Source organism: Mesorhizobium sp. HAY1-8B (assembly GCF_056868045.1).
Window position 1 is genome coordinate 435,070 of the sequence record NZ_CP200321.1, and the last position, 17,261, is coordinate 452,330.

The 17,261-nt window shown below is 63.4% G+C and carries 18 protein-coding genes; 12 read left to right on the top strand and 6 right to left on the bottom strand.

What is annotated here, in order from left to right; genetic code table 11:
* The first annotated feature begins 158 nt into the window (after positions 1-158).
* Entirely contained in the window at positions 159-707 is a 549-nt protein-coding gene (locus AC1VON_RS02160; protein ID WP_172348123.1) for a DUF2269 family protein, read from the top strand.
* A 41-nt stretch (positions 708-748) separates the two neighbouring features.
* On the opposite strand, the gene AC1VON_RS02165 is transcribed toward AC1VON_RS02160, so the two are convergent.
* From AC1VON_RS02165 to AC1VON_RS02175, 3 genes are all read right to left on the bottom strand, one after another.
* Positions 749-1,519 (bottom strand): sulfite exporter TauE/SafE family protein, encoded by a 771-nt coding sequence (locus tag AC1VON_RS02165; protein ID WP_483120266.1) that lies wholly within the window; start codon positions 1,517-1,519, stop codon positions 749-751.
* A 122-nt stretch (positions 1,520-1,641) separates the two neighbouring features.
* Positions 1,642-2,370 carry a class I SAM-dependent methyltransferase gene (locus AC1VON_RS02170; protein WP_483120267.1) on the bottom strand — a complete coding sequence of 243 codons (729 nt, stop codon included), beginning with the start codon at positions 2,368-2,370 and terminating at the stop codon, positions 1,642-1,644.
* An 88-nt stretch (positions 2,371-2,458) separates the two neighbouring features.
* On the bottom strand, positions 2,459-2,926 hold the full coding sequence (locus tag AC1VON_RS02175) for an Lrp/AsnC family transcriptional regulator (RefSeq protein ID WP_483120268.1): 468 nt from the start codon (positions 2,924-2,926) through the stop codon (positions 2,459-2,461).
* Between the two features lie 132 nt (positions 2,927-3,058).
* On the opposite strand from AC1VON_RS02175, the gene AC1VON_RS02180 reads away from it, so the two are divergent.
* From AC1VON_RS02180 to AC1VON_RS02225, 10 genes are all read left to right on the top strand, one after another.
* Positions 3,059-3,943: a DMT family transporter gene (locus tag AC1VON_RS02180; protein ID WP_483120269.1), complete on the top strand. Its 885-nt coding sequence runs from the start codon at positions 3,059-3,061 to the stop codon at positions 3,941-3,943.
* A 134-nt stretch (positions 3,944-4,077) separates the two neighbouring features.
* Positions 4,078-4,659: a PH domain-containing protein gene (locus AC1VON_RS02185; protein WP_483120270.1), complete on the top strand. Its 582-nt coding sequence runs from the start codon at positions 4,078-4,080 to the stop codon at positions 4,657-4,659.
* A 101-nt stretch (positions 4,660-4,760) separates the two neighbouring features.
* Positions 4,761-5,408 carry a thiamine phosphate synthase gene (locus AC1VON_RS02190; protein ID WP_483120271.1) on the top strand — a complete coding sequence of 216 codons (648 nt, stop codon included), beginning with the start codon at positions 4,761-4,763 and terminating at the stop codon, positions 5,406-5,408.
* A gap of 1 nt (position 5,409) precedes the next feature.
* Positions 5,410-6,453 carry a tetratricopeptide repeat protein gene (locus AC1VON_RS02195; protein WP_483120272.1) on the top strand — a complete coding sequence of 348 codons (1,044 nt, stop codon included), beginning with the start codon at positions 5,410-5,412 and terminating at the stop codon, positions 6,451-6,453.
* Positions 6,454-6,570: 117 nt separating this feature from the next.
* Positions 6,571-7,137, top strand: coding sequence for an elongation factor P (efp, locus tag AC1VON_RS02200; RefSeq protein ID WP_019861758.1), 567 nt, complete (start codon positions 6,571-6,573; stop codon positions 7,135-7,137).
* A gap of 122 nt (positions 7,138-7,259) precedes the next feature.
* Complete coding sequence (locus AC1VON_RS02205; protein ID WP_483120273.1) at positions 7,260-8,060, top strand: inositol monophosphatase family protein; 801 nt, start codon at positions 7,260-7,262, stop codon at positions 8,058-8,060.
* Between the two features lie 100 nt (positions 8,061-8,160).
* The gene (trhA, locus tag AC1VON_RS02210; protein WP_483120274.1) at positions 8,161-8,847 is read left to right on the top strand and encodes a PAQR family membrane homeostasis protein TrhA; all 687 of its coding nucleotides are present in this window, start codon (positions 8,161-8,163) and stop codon (positions 8,845-8,847) included.
* Between the two features lie 104 nt (positions 8,848-8,951).
* Positions 8,952-9,977, top strand: coding sequence for a MotA/TolQ/ExbB proton channel family protein (locus tag AC1VON_RS02215; RefSeq protein WP_172348113.1), 1,026 nt, complete (start codon positions 8,952-8,954; stop codon positions 9,975-9,977).
* A gap of 1 nt (position 9,978) precedes the next feature.
* Positions 9,979-11,010: a peptidoglycan -binding protein gene (locus AC1VON_RS02220; protein WP_056575382.1), complete on the top strand. Its 1,032-nt coding sequence runs from the start codon at positions 9,979-9,981 to the stop codon at positions 11,008-11,010.
* Between the two features lie 247 nt (positions 11,011-11,257).
* The gene (locus tag AC1VON_RS02225; RefSeq protein WP_172348111.1) at positions 11,258-11,686 is read left to right on the top strand and encodes a hypothetical protein; all 429 of its coding nucleotides are present in this window, start codon (positions 11,258-11,260) and stop codon (positions 11,684-11,686) included.
* A 91-nt stretch (positions 11,687-11,777) separates the two neighbouring features.
* On the opposite strand, the gene AC1VON_RS02230 is transcribed toward AC1VON_RS02225, so the two are convergent.
* A complete protein-coding gene (locus AC1VON_RS02230; RefSeq protein WP_483120275.1) occupies positions 11,778-12,131 on the bottom strand; it encodes a DUF1304 domain-containing protein in 354 nt (117 codons plus the stop codon).
* Positions 12,132-12,373: 242 nt separating this feature from the next.
* Here AC1VON_RS02230 and AC1VON_RS02235 point away from each other — a divergent pair, with 242 nt between their 5' ends.
* Complete coding sequence (locus AC1VON_RS02235) at positions 12,374-13,858, top strand: carboxypeptidase M32 (protein WP_483120276.1); 1,485 nt, start codon at positions 12,374-12,376, stop codon at positions 13,856-13,858.
* Between the two features lie 140 nt (positions 13,859-13,998).
* Here the strand turns inward: AC1VON_RS02235 and AC1VON_RS02240 are convergent, their stop codons facing one another.
* Positions 13,999-15,069 (bottom strand): hypothetical protein, encoded by a 1,071-nt coding sequence (locus AC1VON_RS02240; RefSeq protein ID WP_483120277.1) that lies wholly within the window; start codon positions 15,067-15,069, stop codon positions 13,999-14,001.
* 347 nt (positions 15,070-15,416) lie between these two features.
* Entirely contained in the window at positions 15,417-17,216 is a 1,800-nt protein-coding gene (locus AC1VON_RS02245; RefSeq protein ID WP_483120278.1) for an ABC transporter transmembrane domain-containing protein, read from the bottom strand.
* Positions 17,217-17,261 lie beyond the last annotated feature (45 nt).

Consider the following 17,261-nt stretch of genomic DNA (forward strand, 5'->3'; position numbering starts at 1 on the left):
GATGCTGAGAGCCGGCGCTGGCCGAAAACCGCCGAAACAAAAGCTGTTTTTTCGCGACATCGTTCCGAAACAGGCGCCACGCTAAACGCCCGCTCCTCTGACGGCAGGCGAATATCCGCTCCGCCGCAAAACCACCAGAAATACCCCAGGAGCAACCGATGGACTGGTATTCGATCGTCAAATTTCTCCATATCGTCTCTGCCATTTTGTGGCTCGGAGGCGGCTTCGTGCTGTTCCTGCTCGGCGTTCTTGCCGAACGCGCCGGCAACATCGCGGACAAGCTTCAGGCGATGCGCGCCAGCGGGCAGTTGGGCGGGTGTTTCTTCGCGCCGATGTCGATGCTCACCCTGATCTTCGGCCTCATCATGTGTGGCTTCTGGGTCGGCTTCTCCGACCTGTGGATCATCATCGGCCTGGTCGGCTACGCCACGACCTTCTCGATCGGCATGTTCATCTTCAAGCCGACCGGCGAGCGCATGGGCGCGATGATCGCCAAGGAGGGCGTCACGCCGGCTGTGCTTGCCATTGGCCAGCGCATGATGAGCGCGGCGCGCTTCGACTATGCGGTGATGCTGGTGATCGTCGCCGACATGGTGCTCAAGCCGACCACGCATGACATCGGCATCCTCGCCGGCATGGCGCTGGTCATAGCGATGGGCGCGACGCTGGCCTTTGGCGGCAACCGCCTCGTGCCCAGCGCCGCCTGATCCCCTTGATGGCGAGAGCGGCTGGGCAGCCGCCTCGCCTGCTACATCAGGCCGGCGAGGCCGTCCCACAGCAGCTTGACCGCCACGACGGCCACTGTCGCGTAGGTGAAGGGATAAAAGATCTCCGGCCGCATGCGCCGCACCAGCCAGGCGCCGGCGATGGTCGACAGCGGCGCCAGGGGCATCAGCACGGCGGACGCCGTCAGATTGGCGGTGTCGAACTGGCCGAGCGCGAAATAGGGGATGAGCTTCAACGCATTGGTCGCGGCAAAGAAGATCGCGGCCGTGCCCGACAGCACCTTGGGGTCGAGGCGGATCGGCAGCGCATAGACCTGGAAAGGCGGCCCGCCGACATGGGCGACGAAGCTGGTGAAACCGGCGACCGTACCCCAGATCGCGGCGGCCACACGATTGGGTTCGGCGGCATGGTCGGAGCCGTGGCGGAACTGCAGATAAAGCCAGCGCAGCACGAAGATGATGGCGACGGCGCCGACGATGAGCCGCACCGCCTCCTCGGTGACAAGTGCCGCCGTCAGCCAGCCGAGGCCGATGCCGATGACGGCGCCCGGCATCATGTCGGCCAGCATCTTGCGGTCGTAAACGCCCCACCATGTCCACACCGAGACGATGTCCATCAGGCACAGGATCGGCAGCAGGATGGCGGCCGCCTGCACCGGCGGAATAGTCAGCGCCATCAGCGGCACGCCGACGAAACCGACAGCGCCGCCGAAACCGCCCTTGGACAGCCCGACCAGAATGACCGCCGGAACGGCGGCCGCGTAGAACCACGGATCGAGAAGCAGGCCTGACATGGGAGGGACTGGTCTGGAGGGAAAGTGCGTCACCGCCTGAATAGCCCAGAATTCTGAGCGGAGCGACAGCAAATCCAGGCATGGCGCGTCTCGCCAATGACGCCCTTGTCCTCTCGACTATCCTATCGGCGCGCCGAGACCAGCAGGAACATCGGCCGCTCGAGTTCTTCGGCCAGGTCGGGCTTGGCCGCGACCTGCGCATCCGTGGGGCGGAACTCCTCGACATGCTTGATCGTGAAGCCGGACTTGATCAGCGCGTTGAGCGTCGTGCCGATGGTGCGGTGGTGTTTCACCACGCCCTTGGCCAGCCAGTCTGTCTCGCGCGGACCTTCCACCAGATAGCGGTCGACAGGCCATGTCCTGCGGCCTTCCTCGTCGACCACCCAGCCCGGCCTGGTCGGGGCCATGTAGATCGGATGTTCGGTGGAGAAGACGAAATGCCCGCCGGGCGACAGGGCCTGATGCACCGCACTGAACAGGCGCGCGACATCCTCGACATAGTGGAGGGCAAGCGAGCTGTAGGCGAGATCGAATCCGCCTGGCGGCAGGCTGAGTTGGTCGAGGTCGGCCCGCTCATAGGTGATGCCGGTGTCCGGGCCGGCGGCTCTTGCCCGGGCCAGCATCTTCTCCGACAGGTCCAGCCCAAGGACGTGGCTCGCTCCGTGCTCATGCGCCCAGCGGCAGAACCAGCCGAAACCGCAGCCGAGGTCGACGATCCGCAGGCCGCCGGCTTCAGGGAGCATCGCGCGCAACGCCGGCCATTCCGCGGCACCGTCCAGGCCTTCGATCGACCGGCCAAGCCGGCTGTAGCCCGCGAAGAACTCCGGCTGGTCGTAGATATTTTGCGCCATGTTTTCTTCCTCGTCTCTCGGCCAATCGTCTGGTGGAAGACCGACTTTTGGTGGACAGGCGCCGCATTTCCACCACTGCCTTGCTGAGTCAAGACGATGAGGCCGATGAGGCCGATGGCGCCCCGAGCGGTGGCGGCCGCCGCCGGATCGGCTGCGCCTTGATGATGGCGGTACTGGTCTCGGCCTTGTCGGCGATGCGGTCGAGAATGCCGTCGAGGTCGCCGATCGAGCGCACGAACAGACGGGCGACGAAACAGTCGTCGCCCGTCACCTTGTCGCATTCGCCAAACTCGGCGATCTCCTCGATCAATTTCTGGACGATGTGCAGCTTGCCTGGCAAAGGCTTGATGCGCACGATCGCCTGCAGCGTATAGCCGAGCGCCAGGGGATCGATCTCGACGGTGAACGCCCGGATGACGCCGCGCTCCTCGAGCCGCCGCAGCCGCTCCGAAACGCTCGGCGACGACAGCCCGACCTGGGCAGCCAGCTCCTTCAGCGAGGTCCGTGCATCCCGCACCAGGATTTCGAGGAGATTTCGGTCGAGATCGTCCAGCATTTTAGATTTCTCACGAATTCGCAGCCGCGACCTAATATAATTAGGTTATCTCTCCATACTGCCTTTTCAATCGGATAGAAAGCACTCACCTAGCATGAGATTATGCCGCCTCAGCGGGCACAGAGGTCTATCATGAACGATACGGTACGCGGCACGGTCGAGATGTCGGCCGCAATGACGATCCTAGGCACGATCGGATGGTTCGTCATCATGTCCGGCCAACCGATCATGGACGTCGTGTTCTGGCGCTGCGCGTTCGGCGCGGCGACACTGCTCGTCATCTGCGCTTCGCTCGGCTTGCTGCGCGACAGGCTGCCCCTGCGCGTCATCGGCCTGGCCGCGCTTGGCGGCGCGGCCATCGTCATCAACTGGCTGCTTCTGTTCAGCGCCTTCTCGCGCGCCTCGATCTCGATCGCCACCGCCGTCTACAACACCCAGCCCTTCATGCTGGTCGGCTTCGGCGCGCTCTTCTTCGCGGAACGGCTGACGCTGAGCAAGCTGACCTGGCTGACAATAGCCTTCGCCGGCATGGTGCTCATCGTCGAGGCCGCCCCTGACGCCGGCGATGTCGGCACCAACTATTTTGCCGGCATCCTGATGGCGCTGGCCGCGGCCTTCTTCTGGGCCATCGCGGCCATCGTCACCAAGAAGCTCAAGGGCACGCCACCGCATCTGATCGCGCTGATCCAGGTCTGCGTCGGCGTCGTCATGCTGGGGCCCTTCGCTGATCTTTCGCATCTTCCCCCCGACCCGTGGAGCTGGACCATGCTGGCGACGCTCGGCATCGTCCACACCGGCCTGATGTACATCCTGATGTATGGTGCCATCCAGAAGCTGCCGACGCATCTGCAGGGATCGCTGTCCTTCATCTATCCGGTCGTCGCCATCCTGGTCGACGTCGTGGCTTTCGGCCATCGGCTGCATCTCAGCCAGGTCGCCGGCGCCGCTTTGATCCTGACGGCGGCGGCCGGCATGAATCTCGGCTGGTCGCTGTGGAAGTCGAAAGTGCCGACATAACGTTCTCGACTGTTGGATCGCGGCGGCGATACTTTCGAACCCATGGTCTTGCGGGCGGATAACGTGTTGCTGATTTGCTCGGCGATCGCCGTCCGTGCGATGTGGATGGGGGCACAAAGCAACGGGGTAAAGGCGTGGCGAGCGGATCTTTTCAGGGGCGGCTATTGCCCCGCGAACACATCCTATGGAGCGGCCTTCCCGCGCAGGGCCTGTTCTTCACCAGCAAGGACATGTTTCTAATACCGTTCAGCCTGCTCTGGTGTGGTTTTGCAATCTTCTGGACCTATACCGCGGCAAGGCAAGGCGCGCCGCTTTTCTTCGACGCATGGGGAGCAATGTTCATCTGCATCGGGCTCTTCTTCGTCTTTGGCCGATTTGCTGTCGACGCGTGGCTGAGACAGCGGATCGCCTATGCGGTCACGGACAAACGCATCCTCATCATGCGCACCCCTCCTTTCGCCAACTTCACATCGATCGATCTTGAGCGTCTTCCCGACATCCAGCTCACCGGCGAGGGCGAAAGGCGTGGCAGTTTGCGCTTCGGCGCGGCGGCATCGTTGTTCGGAAGTCCGGGCGGCTGGTCTCAGTCGCGCTATCAAAGTTTTGGCAGCTGGTCGCCGGCTCTCGACCCCGTGCCGCAATTCCTTGGCATCGAGGATCCGTCGAAAGTATTCGACATCGTCACGAAAGCCCGCAATGCTCTTCGTTCCGCCTGATGCCGTCTGACAGCTGACGCCTGTTCAATCCCGGCAGTTTGTTCTATGCCGCAATCCAACCATCTTCGCCCGGCATAGGCGAAACCCGGGATCCAAGAACCATGAACGACGCCATACCCCCAAATCGTTGCCGCATCGTGCTGATCGCGCCGCCCGGCGTGCCGGCCGCCCGCATCGCCAACGCATTCGACGGCGGCGACGTCGCCTCGCTGATCCTGCCCGAGAACGGCATGGACGAGGCCTCCTTCCAGGCTTTTGCCGAACAGATCGTGCCGACGGCCCAGGCTGCGGGCGTGGCCGTGATCATCGCCGGCGACACCCGCATCGCGGGCCGTGTCCAGGCCGACGGCATCCATGTCGAGGCGTCCAAGGCCGAACTCGCCGAAACGATCGAACATTTCCAGGCGAAGATGATGGTCGGCGCCGGCGGCGCCAAGAAGCGGGATGACGCACTCGAACTCGGTGAGGTCAGGCCGGACTACATCTTCTTCGGCCGCTTCGGCTACGACAACAAGCCGGAGCCCCATCCGCGCAATCTGTCACTGGGCGAGTGGTGGGCGCAAATGATCCAGATCCCCTGCATCGTCATGGCCGGATCCGATCTGGCTTCCGTCGAGGAAGTGGCCGCCACCGGTGCCGAGTTCGTCGCGCTGTCGAGCGCGGTGTTCGCCGATGGCGTCGATCCGCAGGCGGCAATAAGCCGGGCCAATGCGCTGCTCGACGAAACCGCGCCGCGCTTCGAGGACTGATGTGGCTCCGGTGAGGCTTCCCCTTCAGGCCTTGCTTGCAGCGGTCATGATCCAGGCCGCCGCCGCCGCCGAAACGATTCCCTTGCCGCAGCCCAAGCCCGAAATCGGCGTGCACACCGACAAACCGATCGAAAAGCAGCTGCCGCAACCCGCCACCACGGCGGAGCCGGCGCCGCTGCCCTCGGCCGACAGCATCAATCCCGACCGCTTCGGGGCCAAGCCGGCGGACGCGGCCTACGGCGCCTTCCAGCGCGGGCTCTACAAGACGGCCTACAACCTTGCGCTGGTCCGCGCGAAAAATGGCGACCCGGCGGCGCAGACATTGGTGGCCGAGATCCTGTCGCGCGGGCTGGGCGTACCGCTCAACGCAGCGGAGGCGGCCAAATGGTACGCCGCCGCCGCCGAACAGGGCGTGCCGGAATCACAGTTCCAATACGCTCTGATGCTGCTCGACGGCCGTTACGTCAAGAAGGACACGAAGGAGGCCTATGCCCTGATGCAGGCCGCGGCCGAAGCCGGCAACCAGCTGGCGCAGTTCAATTTCGCGCAGATGCTGGTCCAGCAGGATCCCGGCGACGCCGGCCTGACCAAAGCAGTCTCCTATTATGAGCGCGCCGCCGCGACCGGGCTCCCCGACGCGCAATACGCCATGTCCCAGATCTACGCCAATGGCGTCGGCGGCAAGCCGCACGACGATGCGCAGGCAAGGCGCTTCTTGGCGCAGGCCGCACGACAGAACTATGACACCGCGCAGATCGATCTCGCCGCCTGGATGATCGAGGGTCGCGGCGGTGCCCGTGATCTGAAATCGGCTTTCGGCTGGACGAAGCAGGCCGCCGAGGGCGGCAATGTCGCCGCCCAGAACCGCCTGGCGAAACTCTATATGCAAGGCATCGGCACCGACCCGGACCTCGTGCTCGCCGGAGCCTGGTACATCGTCGCCCGCCGCGCCGGTCTCATCGACCCCGACATGGACGACTTCCTGCAAGGGCTGAGCGACGACCAGACCAAGCAGGCCCTGCAGAAGGCAAACCGCCTGCCGTGATGGCGCTCGTGCAACCGTCCATTCCTGCCCGCTCCCTTGCCTCTCCGGGCGATTTGTGGTCTTGGGAGCCCCTAAATCGCTTGTCCCGGCGAAAATCTCATTCCGGATCCCATCATCATGGCCAAGATCAATGGCAACGAAATCCGTCCCGGCTATGTCATCGAGCACGATGGCGGCCTGTGGGTGGCGGTCAGGACCAACACCGTCAAGCCCGGCAAGGGCGGCGCCTACAACCAGGTCGAACTGAAGAACCTGATCAACGGCACCAAGCTCAACGAGCGCTTCCGCTCGGCCGAGACGGTCGAACAGATCCGCCTCGACCTGAAGGATTTTTCCTTCCTCTACGAGCAGGACGACGCGCTGGTGTTCATGGACACCCAGAGCTACGAACAGCTCGAACTGAACAAGGATTTCGTCGGCGACCGCGCCGCGTTCCTACAGGACGGCATGATGGTGACGGTCCAGCTCTATGAGGAGAGGCCGATCGGCATCTCGCTACCCGACTATGTGACCTTGACCATCACCGAGGCCGATCCGGTGGTGAAGGGCCAGACGGCGGCATCCTCGTACAAGCCGGCGGTGCTGGAGAACGGCATTCGCGTCCTGGTGCCGCCCTTCATCGGCGCCGGCGAACGCATCATCGTCGACACCAACGAAATCACTTACGTGCGCCGCGCCGACTAGAGCATGATCCCGAAAAGTTGCAGACTTTTCGGACAAGATCGTGCGTGCAAAGACAAGCAGATGAAGCGGGGTCGCGATCCAATTTGAGTTGATCCGCCCCAGGCTTTTGGAGTTTCAACGATATGGCACGCTCAGCCCTTCTCAACGTCATGGTCCAGGCCGCAATGAAGGCCGGCCGCTCGCTGTCGCGCGACTTCGGCGAGGTCCAGAACCTGCAGGTCTCGATGAAGGGTCCGGGCGACTATGTCAGCCAGGCCGACCGCAAGGCCGAGGACATCGTCTTCGCCGAATTGTCGAAGGCGCGCCCGGGCTACGGCTTCCTGATGGAAGAGCGCGGCGCGGTCGCCGGCGACGACAGCCAGCACCGCTGGATCGTCGATCCGCTCGACGGCACCACCAATTTCCTGCACGGCATTCCGCTTTTCGCCGTCTCGATCGCGCTGGAGCGTCAGGGCCAGATCGTTGCCGGCGTGATCTACAATCCGGCCATGGACGAGCTCTATACGACCGAGCGCGGCGGTGGCGCCTTCCTGAATGACCGCCGCCTGCGCGTCGCCGGCCGCACCAAGCTCGTCGACGCCGTCATCGGTTGCGGCGTGCCGCATCTGGGGCGCGGCCAGCACGGCAATTTCCTGATCGAGTTGCGCCACGTCATGGCCGAGGTTTCCGGCATCAGGCGCCTCGGCTCGGCCTCGCTCGACCTTGCCTATGTCGCCGCCGGCCGCATGGACGGTTTCTGGGAGATCGGCCTGTCGCCCTGGGACATCGCCGCCGGCCTGCTGCTGATCCGCGAAGCCGGCGGTTTCGTCTCGGACATGGATGGCGGGCAGGACATGCTGGACAACGGCTCCGTCGTCGCCGGCAACGAAGTCATCCAGCGCGCGCTGCTGAAGACGGTGAAAAAGCCCCTCGCACCCCGCTAAAGCCTTCCGCCGCGCTGAACGGTCGCAGTCGCAAAACCGCCACCAAAGCTTGAAATACTGTCCGGCGGTTGCCCAGATACGGGGTGACGCAGGACGATCGATGACCGAAACACCGCCGCAACTCGAAATCCCCTTTGTCGGGCGCTGGCACTACTCCCGCGCGGAGATGATCGCCGACGGCATTGTCCATGCTGTGGGCATCGTGCTGGCGATCGCGGCCGGCTCGGCGCTGCTGGCGCTGGCGGCGTTTCGGGTCGGACCCGGCGAGTACGTCGCCGCCGCCTTCTATGTCGTTTCGCTGCTCACCGTGCTCTCGGTGTCGCTGGCCTATAATCTGTGGCCGGTATCGTCACCGGCCAAATGGGTTCTGCGGCGCTTCGATCACGCCGCGATCTATCTTCTCATCGCCGCCACCTACACGCCCTTTCTGGCCCAGCTCGACGGCTCGCCGCTGGCCCACTGGATGATCGCGCTGGTCTGGATCGCGGCGGCGACAGGCATCGCCATCAAGGTGTTCGTTCCCGGCCGTTTCGACCGGCTGGCGATCGTCTTCTATCTCGCCATCGGCTGGAGCGGCATCGTCCTGGTCAAGCCGCTCGTCGCGACACTGCCGACGACCTCGATCGTGCTCATCGTCGCCGGTGGCGTCGTCTATTCTTGCGGCGTCATTTTCTTTGCCTGGAAGGGGCTGCGTTTCCACAACGCGCTGTGGCACGGCTTCGTCGTCACTGGAGCGGGCCTGCATCTGGCGGCCATGGTCGACTGCCTGGTGATAAACCGCTTCTGATCCGCTCGCGGCAATATTGCCAAGCGCCATTCAATTTGGTCACAATTCCGTTTAGAGTCGCCAACTACGTGATCGGCGGCAGCGGCATCGGAAACGGGGCACGGATGGCTTTTCTCAGATCCTTCGGCATGGGCAGGCGCTCCGACGTACTGATCTACGATCCGCATAAACTATCGAGTCCGCAGGTGTTCCTGCTGACCATGGTCATCTTCCTGGCCATCGTCGCCTTCATTGCCGCCATCCTGACCCGCCAGATCTCGACGGCTTTCGTCACCAATCCCGGCCTCAATGGCCTGATCATCGGCGTGCTGATGGTCGGCATCCTGCTCGCCTTCGCCCAGGTCGGGCGGCTGTTTCGCGAGGTGCGCTGGGTCAACTCCTTCCGCGCCGGCTCGGAAACCACCGAACCGGTGCTGCTGGCGCCGATGAAAGCCATGATCGGCCGTTCCTCGACCATGGCCTTCTCGACCTCTTCGATGCGCACAATGCTCGATTCCATTGCCACGCGCCTCGACGAAAGCCGCGACACCTCGCGCTACCTGGTCGGCCTCCTGGTGTTCCTCGGGCTGCTCGGTACCTTCTGGGGTTTGTTGAACACGATCGGCTCGATCCGCGAGACCATCGAATCGCTCGACCCCGGCACCGGTGACGCGGCGGCGGTGCTCGATTCGCTGAAGCAGGGACTTTCGGCGCCGCTGGCCGGCATGGGCACGGCCTTCTCGTCCTCGCTGTTCGGCCTGTCTGGCTCGCTTGTCCTCGGCTTCCTCGACCTGCAGGCCGGCCGCGCCCAGACGCGCTTCTACACCGAGCTTGAGAACTGGCTATCTTCGGTCACTGATCTCTCTTCCGACATCGTCGTCTCCGATCCGGCCAAGTCCGAACCGTCGGACGAAATCCGCCTGTTGTCGGAGCGGCTGCGTAGCATGCAGGAGAATGGCGGCGGCTCCAATCCTCGTGTCGCCACCGCCATGGCCAATCTCGCCGATGGCATTTCCGGCCTGGTCAAGAACATGCGCTCCGAGCAGCAGATCATGCGCGACTGGGTCGAGGCCCAGTCCGATGAACAGAAGGCGATGCGCAACACGCTGGAAAAGATCGCCGACGCCCTGAAGAAGCCCGGGGTGCACTGACATGGCGCTTGCCAGGGGCCGGCGTACCGATCGCCGCATCGACTACTGGCCGGGCTTTGTCGACGCTTTGTCGACGCTGCTGCTCGCCATCATGTTCCTGCTCACCGTTTTCGTGTTGGCGCAGTTCCTGCTCGGCCGTGAAATCTCCGGCAAGGACACGGTGCTCAATCGTCTCAACTCGCAGATCAACGAACTGACCCAGCTTCTGGCCCTGGAGCGCTCGACGGCGCAGGACAAGGAGGATTCGCTCGCCAACCTGCAGGCGTCGCTGTCGGCGGCGGAGGCGGAAAAGAGCCGGCTCGAGCAATTGCTGGCGCAAGGTGCCGGCGCCGGGGACGCGGCCAACCAGCGTGCCGCGGAACTGGGCGGCGAACTCGACAACCAGCGCCAGATCAGCCAGCAGGCACTGAGCCAAGTGGAGATCCTCAACCAGCAGATCGCCGCACTGCGCAAGCAGATCGGAGCACTCGAGGACGCGCTCAACGTTTCGGAGGCCCGCGACCGCGATTCCAACACCAAGATCGCCGATCTCGGCCGCCGCCTCAACGTCGCCCTGGCGCAGCGCGTGCAGGAATTGAACCGCTACCGCTCCGACTTTTTCGGACGCCTGCGCGAGATCCTCGCCGACCGGGAGAACATCCGCATTGTCGGCGACCGTTTTGTCTTCCAGTCGGAAGTGCTGTTCCCGACCGGCTCCGAGGTCATCAACGATGCCGGCAAGGTCGAGATGAAGAAACTCGCCGACGCCATCATCGAGTTGCAGAAGGAGATTCCGCCGGAGATCAACTGGGTGCTGCGTGTCGATGGCCACACCGACAACAAGCCGCTCTCCGGCACCGGCCGCTACCGCGACAATTGGGAACTGTCGACGGCGCGTTCGACTTCGGTGGTCAAGTTCCTGATCGAGAACGGCGTGCCGGCCAACCGGCTGGTCGCCGCCGGCTTTGGCGAGTTCCAGCCGCTCGACCCTGCCGATACCGACGAGGCGCGCAACAAGAACCGCCGCATTGAACTGAAGCTCACCGAACGTTGAACCATCATCACGCGATGTCACGCGAATTTGTTCGACGACTCAACTCTAGGGCGCAGACGGCTGTCGGCAAGGCCTGAAAACATTATCTTTTTTTAATTCCACTTCCCGCCGGAGCGCTCCTAGCCTGCCGCCCAGGGCCGAGAACCGCCGGCGATGCCTCCCATCGCGACGCGACGGAACCCGACGGCCCGCGGCTGGAAGGCAGACGAAAGAACCGCTGCCTTCCTCTTCTGGAGGAGACGCGACGATGCGCTCTTTTAACCCCACGCTCAGAACTGCAGCACTGACCGCATCCTTTATCGCCATTCCGCTCGCCGGCGCCTATGCCGCGGGCCATCACAAGGGCGCTCTCGACGCGACCGACCCGACAGACATGACCGGCCCGCGTGTCGAGGCTCTCATGCAACAGGTTCAGGGGGTCCACCAGGGCATTGTCGACGCCAGGCTGGCCAACAACATTACCCCGGCCGTGGCTGAGCGCCTGGAAATGCGCACCGCGCGCATCAACCAGGCAGCCCAGAAGATAGCCGCGTCGGATCACGGCAGGATACCGGCCGCGCAATATCATGAACTGCTGCGCCGTCTCGACAATGTCGACCAGCGGCTGAGGGTCGACACCGGCAGCGGCTTCCTGATGGGCGATGGTTCCGACGGGGGAAACTACCCGAACGGCTGAGGCCTCTGGAACGGTCAAAGAGGAAGGGACCACTTGGCGCCTTCGGGACCCCAATTCCGCGGGCGTCCTTTTTCCTCACCAGCCCAGCTTGCTACCAACCAAGCCAGAGCGCGACGAGGGCGACCACCGCCGGCACGGTCTGGATGAACAGGACCTTGCGGCCGACCGTCGCCGCGCCGTAGAGGCCGGCGATGGCCACGCACAGCAGCAAGAAGACCTTGACCTGAAAACCGGAGGCGCCGAGATAGAGCCCCCAGATCAGTCCGGCGGCGAGAAATCCGTTGTAGAGACCCTGATTGGCGGCAAGCACCTTCGAGGCCTTGGCGAATTCGGGCGTCAGGCGGAATGTCTTGTGCCCGCGCGGCGTGTCCCAAAGCATCATCTCGAGATAGACGATGTAGACATGGATCAAGGCCACCAGCCCGACCAGGATGTTGCCGGCCATTTGCTCCCCCTGCACGCGTTGCCCGCAGCATTTCATGTGTGGCATCGGCTGCGCAAGGTGCATCTGCCGGACGGTATCCAGAGCAATTCCAGGAAAGACGCGCAGCGCTTTCCCTGGGGAATTGCGTCAAGACAATGAGTGAGAGCAAGTTGCCGTTTCCGTTAAACGGAGAACCGCTCTGAGGGTTGCCAACGCTTTTGCGTTGGTGTCTTTTCGCGCCGTCCTCAATCACGGAAGTCGCCATGTCCTTTCAGAAACTCGACGACCTCGGCCACAAGCTCGAAGCGCTCGAGCATGCGCTGGCCATCCTCGGCGCTGACGAAGCGACGCATATGGCCGTCGGCGGCGGCGAGAAGCGTGCCGAGGCGATGGCGGCACTGGCCGGCATGTACCACACCAGGGCAACCGCACCGGAAATCGCCGACTGGATCGCCGCCGCCGAAGCCGAGGCGCTCGACGACGAGCAGCGCGCGGCGCTGGGCGAATTGCGGCGGCAGTACACCAACCTGACCTGCCTGCCGGTCGAATTCGTCGAACGCCAGACGACGGCGCGCATGCGTTGCGAGCAGCTGTGGCGCGATCTGCGCGCCAAGAACGATTGGGCGGGCTTCCAGCCGGCGCTCGAGGGTGTGGTGGCGCTGGTGCGCGAAGAGGCGGCCCTGCGCTCCGACGTGCTCGGCCTCGCCCCTTACGATGCGTTGATGGAGCAATTCGACCCCGGCAACCGTACCGCCGACATCACCCCCGTCTTCGCCGACCTGAAAGCCTTTCTCAAAGGCTTCGTGCCGGAGGCGCTGGCGATCCAGGAAGCGCGGCTGCGCAAGCATCCGCTGAAGCCGCTCTCGGGTACCTATGCGATCGACAAGCAGCGCGAGCTCGGCCTTGCCATGATGGCGGCGGTCGGCTTCGACCTGACGCACGGCTCGCTGTCGGTCTCGCACCATCCCTTCTGCGGCGGCGTGCCCAGCGACGTGCGCATCACCACCCGCTACAAGACGTCCGATTTCCTGTCGGCGCTGATGGGCGTGCTGCACGAGACTGGCCACGCGCTCTACGAGCAGAACCTGCCGAAAGCATGGTCGCACTGGCCGCTCGGCAAGGCGCGCGGCATGGCCGTGCATGAAAGCCAGAGCCTGTTCGTCGAAAAGCAGATCGGCCGCAATCCCGCCTTCTGGCGCTGGGCGCTGCCGGTGGTGGAAAAGCATCTCGGCGAGGCCTGGTCGCTCGACGATCTCCTGCCGCATGTGCATCGCGTCGAGCGCGGCCTGATCCGCGTCGACGCCGACGAGGTGACCTATCCGCTGCATGTCATCCTGCGCTACGAACTGGAGCAGGACCTGGTCTCGGGCAGGCTGGAGGTGGCTGATCTCCCCGAAGCCTGGGACGCCAAGATGCGCGACTATCTCGGCCTCTCCACCATCGACAATCCGGCCGACGGGCCGATGCAGGATGTGCATTGGCCGGGCGCCGCCTTCGGCTACTTCCCGTCCTACACGCTGGGCGCGATGATGGCGGCGCAGCAATGGGCCGCGCTGACGCGCGAGCATCCTGCCGCCGACGACGACCTGGCGAAAGGCAATTTCGGAGCAATCAACGGCTGGCGCCGCAAGAAGATATGGTCGCAGGGGTCGCGATGGTCGACACCGGACCTGCTCGAACGCGCCACCGGCGAAAAACTCAACGCCGTGTACTTCGTCAATCACCTGAAGCAACGCTACGGGGCGTGAGCGGGACCATGAGATGGTCTCTGCTCACGCCCGTCGGTCCGGGATCGTTCGTGATCCGGCACCAGTAGGGCAATTCCAGGAAAAATGTGGGGCAGTTTTCCGTCCGGAACTGCATCAAAACAACTCTGAGCAGGCTGCCGTCAGATCTCCCTGACGAACAGATTTATGACCTTCCACGTACCTCCCTGCCAGAGGTCGGCGGTCACGTCGTCCAGCGACGCGAACATCTGCGACCTGGCACCGAGAAAACACGTCACGGATCGGTCCTTGTACATTTGGCCGATGGGTGAAATGGCGAGTTCCAACGTTCGGCTGTCGCCTCGGGTCACGATGTCCACATCCGGATACCCATAGTACGTATTCTTGGTTCCGTATTGGGAAGCATCGTCCTGGCTGTGGTCCCCGTCGCCGACATAGGCTGAACTCGGCCCGACGTCTCGGAACACCTTCCCATAGCTTTCTATGCCGCTCGAGAAATAGCCGGCCGTGAGGTAATTCTCCTGGTCTATCTGGCAGTTGCTGACCTGCATCCATTGGTCGCCAAGCCTTCGCCGGCTGCGCGAGTAGGTTTCCACAACCAAGGCACGGATCTCCAAGTGGCAATCGCGGCTGGGCGTGTAGTCCCAGCAAAAGCCGCTTTCCGCATGACCGTTTATGTAGTCCCTGCCATCGGGACTGAAATTCTCCGCGCGAAGAAAGCCGCCCATCTTGGACGTATCGACATTCTGGTAAGTCTCGATTTTCTTGATAACGCCGTCGCCGGTCTCCTCGGCCCACGCGTCCCAATACCAGCCGATAGAGCCCAGATTGATACGGGTTCCGAAAACATCCTGACCCCACGACCCATCACCTGATTGGTCCCGAAAGTGAATAGTGCCCAAACTGTCGGCCAGTTCGGAGACACTGATGCTGGAACTGAGGAACGCTTCTGAAATGAGCCTCTGCCCCAGCTTCTTGATCGACTTGTTGGCCGGAATGGAACGCACGCCCGTCCACTCCTGGCCTGCCACCCCTTTCTGCAATTCCGCCCTTGCGGCGATGGGATCCACGCCGGATTGCGCAGCACTGCTCGCCTTCTTGCGCAGCCCGGTCATCAGATCGACGAATGGGCTTGCGTTCTTCCGCTTCGATCCGTCCCGGTTGAAGAATTCCATGGAACTGGACAGCGAAGCTCTGGGTATTCTTTTCGCCATGGCTATGGAGTCGTTCATTGCATTTGCCTCCTCAGGATCAGGAATGATCAACCGATTCCGGCGCGCCGATTTCAGCTAAAACTTACGCCGGTCCGATGAACGGACTGCTCCACATTTTATACGCCCGCCGCGCGTGAGTATTCGTCTTTACGATGTGTAGCTGCCGCACATATCTTCCGGTACGAAGCTCAGAAGATTTTGTACTTTATCCCAGACTAGTAAAGACGCACAGTCGGCATATGACGACTACATTTCAGAATGATCTAATTTATTGTTTTACTTAAATTCGACGCTCGCCGCGATTTCAGCGTGCTGTCTCAGTCACTGTGCAGCCGTTTTCTCGAATACTCTCCGGCTGCCGGAACCTACTCCGCCGCGCCCCTGAAGGCGCTGGCGCCGGTCTCGAACTGCAGCTTGGCCAGCCTGGCATAGATGCCGCCCTTGGCGACCAGGCTCTGATGCGTGCCTTCCTCGACGATGCGGCCGCCATCCATGACCAGAATCCTGTCGGCCTTCAGCACTGTTGCCAGCCGATGGGCGATGACGATGGTGGTGCGGCCTTGCATCAGCCGCTCCAGCGCCGTCTGTACCAGCGTCTCGCTTTCGGCATCGAGCGCCGAGGTCGCTTCGTCGAGCAGCAGGATCGGCGCGTCGCGCAGGATGGCACGGGCGATCGCCACACGCTGGCGCTGGCCGCCGGACAACGTCACGCCGCGTTCGCCGACCTGGCTGTCGTAGCCGTGTTCGAGCTTGAGGATGAATTCATCGGCCAGCGCATCCTTCGCGGCCGCCTCGATCTCGGCACTGCCCGCGCCCGGCCGGCCGAAGCCGATATTGTCGCGCGCGCTCGCCGCGAAGATGGTGACGTCCTGGGGGACGATGGCGATACGCTTGCGCACCGAAACCGGATCGGCTTCGCGCACGTCGACGCCATCGATCAGGATCTTGCCGGTTTCGGGATCGTAGAAACGCAGGATCAGCGAAAACACCGTGCTCTTGCCGGCCCCTGAAGGACCGACGATGGCCACCGTCTCGCCGGGCATGACCTGAAAACTCAAGCAGTGGACGGCGGCACGGTCGGGCCTTGCCGGATAGGAGAAGGAGACGTTGTCGAAGACGATCGCGCCCTTGGCGACCGACGGCAGCGGCTTCGGATCGGCCGGTGCCTGGATCGCCGGCTTCTCGGCGAGGATTTCGGTCAGCCGTTCGGCCGCGCCAGCCGCCTGGGCAAGTTCGCCCCAGACTTCCGATAGCGCGCCGAGCGCGCCGGCGGCGAACACCGAATAGAGCAGGAACTGGCCAAGCGTGCCTGGCGACAGATTGCCGTCGAGCACATCGCGCGAGCCGAACCACAGCACCGCCACGACAGACGAGAAGATGGTGAAAATGGCGAAGAAGGTGAGGAAAGAGCGAGCGAAGATCGAGGCGCGTGCAGCCTCGAAGGCAGCTTCCACCGCGCCCGAAAACCGCCCGGTGACCAGTTTCTCATTGGTGAAGGCCTGCAGCGTGCGCACCGCGCCGATCTGCTCGCTGGCATAGGCTGTCGCCTCGGCAAGCGTGTCCTGCGCCTGCCTTGACTTGCGCCGCACCGAGCGGCCGAAGGCGACCAGGGGCAGCACGATGATGGGAATGGCTGCGATGACCAGGCCGGACAGTTTCGGGCTGGTGATGACCATCATTCCCACCGCGCCGAGGCCGAGGATGACGTTGCGCAGCGCGACCGAGGCCGTGGCGCCGACCGCCGATTTGACCTGTGTGGTATCGGCGGCGAGCCGCGAGACGATCTCGCCCGACTGCGCGGTGTCGAAGAAGGCAGGCGACAGCGTCGTCACATGGGCAAAGACATCGCGCCTGATATTGGCGACGACGCGTTCGCCCAGCGTGATGACGAAATAATAGCGGCAGGCCGATGCCGCCGCCAGCATGGCGGCCATCGCCACCAGCGCCGCGAAGTATTCGGCGATGAAAGTGGTGCTGGACGACGAGAAACCATGGTCGATCATGCGCCGCACGGCCAGCGGCAGCGCCAATGTGGTTGCCGCCGCGATGGTCAGCGAGATGAGGGCGCCGACGACCAGCGTGCGATATTGCGTGATATAGGGGAACAGGCGTCGGAGCGGCTTGAGCGAGCGTCGGCGCTCGTCTGCGCTGCTTGATTGCGCCATCTCGGTGTTTCCTCTAGCCGCTTCAGCTCTAGGCGTCGCAATATG

Excerpts from the sequence above, each read along its gene's own strand:
- AC1VON_RS02160 (WP_172348123.1), top strand. The coding sequence starts at position 159 with ATGGACTGGTATTCGATCGTCAAATTTCTCCATATCGTCTCTGCCATT.
- AC1VON_RS02165 (WP_483120266.1), bottom strand. The coding sequence starts at position 1,519 with ATGTCAGGCCTGCTTCTCGATCCGTGGTTCTACGCGGCCGCCGTTCCG.
- AC1VON_RS02170 (WP_483120267.1), bottom strand. The coding sequence starts at position 2,370 with ATGGCGCAAAATATCTACGACCAGCCGGAGTTCTTCGCGGGCTACAGC.
- AC1VON_RS02175 (WP_483120268.1), bottom strand. The coding sequence starts at position 2,926 with ATGCTGGACGATCTCGACCGAAATCTCCTCGAAATCCTGGTGCGGGAT.
- AC1VON_RS02180 (WP_483120269.1), top strand. The coding sequence starts at position 3,059 with ATGAACGATACGGTACGCGGCACGGTCGAGATGTCGGCCGCAATGACG.
- AC1VON_RS02190 (WP_483120271.1), top strand. The coding sequence starts at position 4,761 with ATGAACGACGCCATACCCCCAAATCGTTGCCGCATCGTGCTGATCGCG.
- efp (WP_019861758.1), top strand. The coding sequence starts at position 6,571 with ATGGCCAAGATCAATGGCAACGAAATCCGTCCCGGCTATGTCATCGAG.
- AC1VON_RS02205 (WP_483120273.1), top strand. The coding sequence starts at position 7,260 with ATGGCACGCTCAGCCCTTCTCAACGTCATGGTCCAGGCCGCAATGAAG.
- trhA (WP_483120274.1), top strand. The coding sequence starts at position 8,161 with ATGACCGAAACACCGCCGCAACTCGAAATCCCCTTTGTCGGGCGCTGG.
- AC1VON_RS02215 (WP_172348113.1), top strand. The coding sequence starts at position 8,952 with ATGGCTTTTCTCAGATCCTTCGGCATGGGCAGGCGCTCCGACGTACTG.
- AC1VON_RS02220 (WP_056575382.1), top strand. The coding sequence starts at position 9,979 with ATGGCGCTTGCCAGGGGCCGGCGTACCGATCGCCGCATCGACTACTGG.
- AC1VON_RS02225 (WP_172348111.1), top strand. The coding sequence starts at position 11,258 with ATGCGCTCTTTTAACCCCACGCTCAGAACTGCAGCACTGACCGCATCC.
- AC1VON_RS02230 (WP_483120275.1), bottom strand. The coding sequence starts at position 12,131 with ATGGCCGGCAACATCCTGGTCGGGCTGGTGGCCTTGATCCATGTCTAC.
- AC1VON_RS02235 (WP_483120276.1), top strand. The coding sequence starts at position 12,374 with ATGTCCTTTCAGAAACTCGACGACCTCGGCCACAAGCTCGAAGCGCTC.
- AC1VON_RS02240 (WP_483120277.1), bottom strand. The coding sequence starts at position 15,069 with ATGAACGACTCCATAGCCATGGCGAAAAGAATACCCAGAGCTTCGCTG.
- AC1VON_RS02245 (WP_483120278.1), bottom strand. The coding sequence starts at position 17,216 with ATGGCGCAATCAAGCAGCGCAGACGAGCGCCGACGCTCGCTCAAGCCG.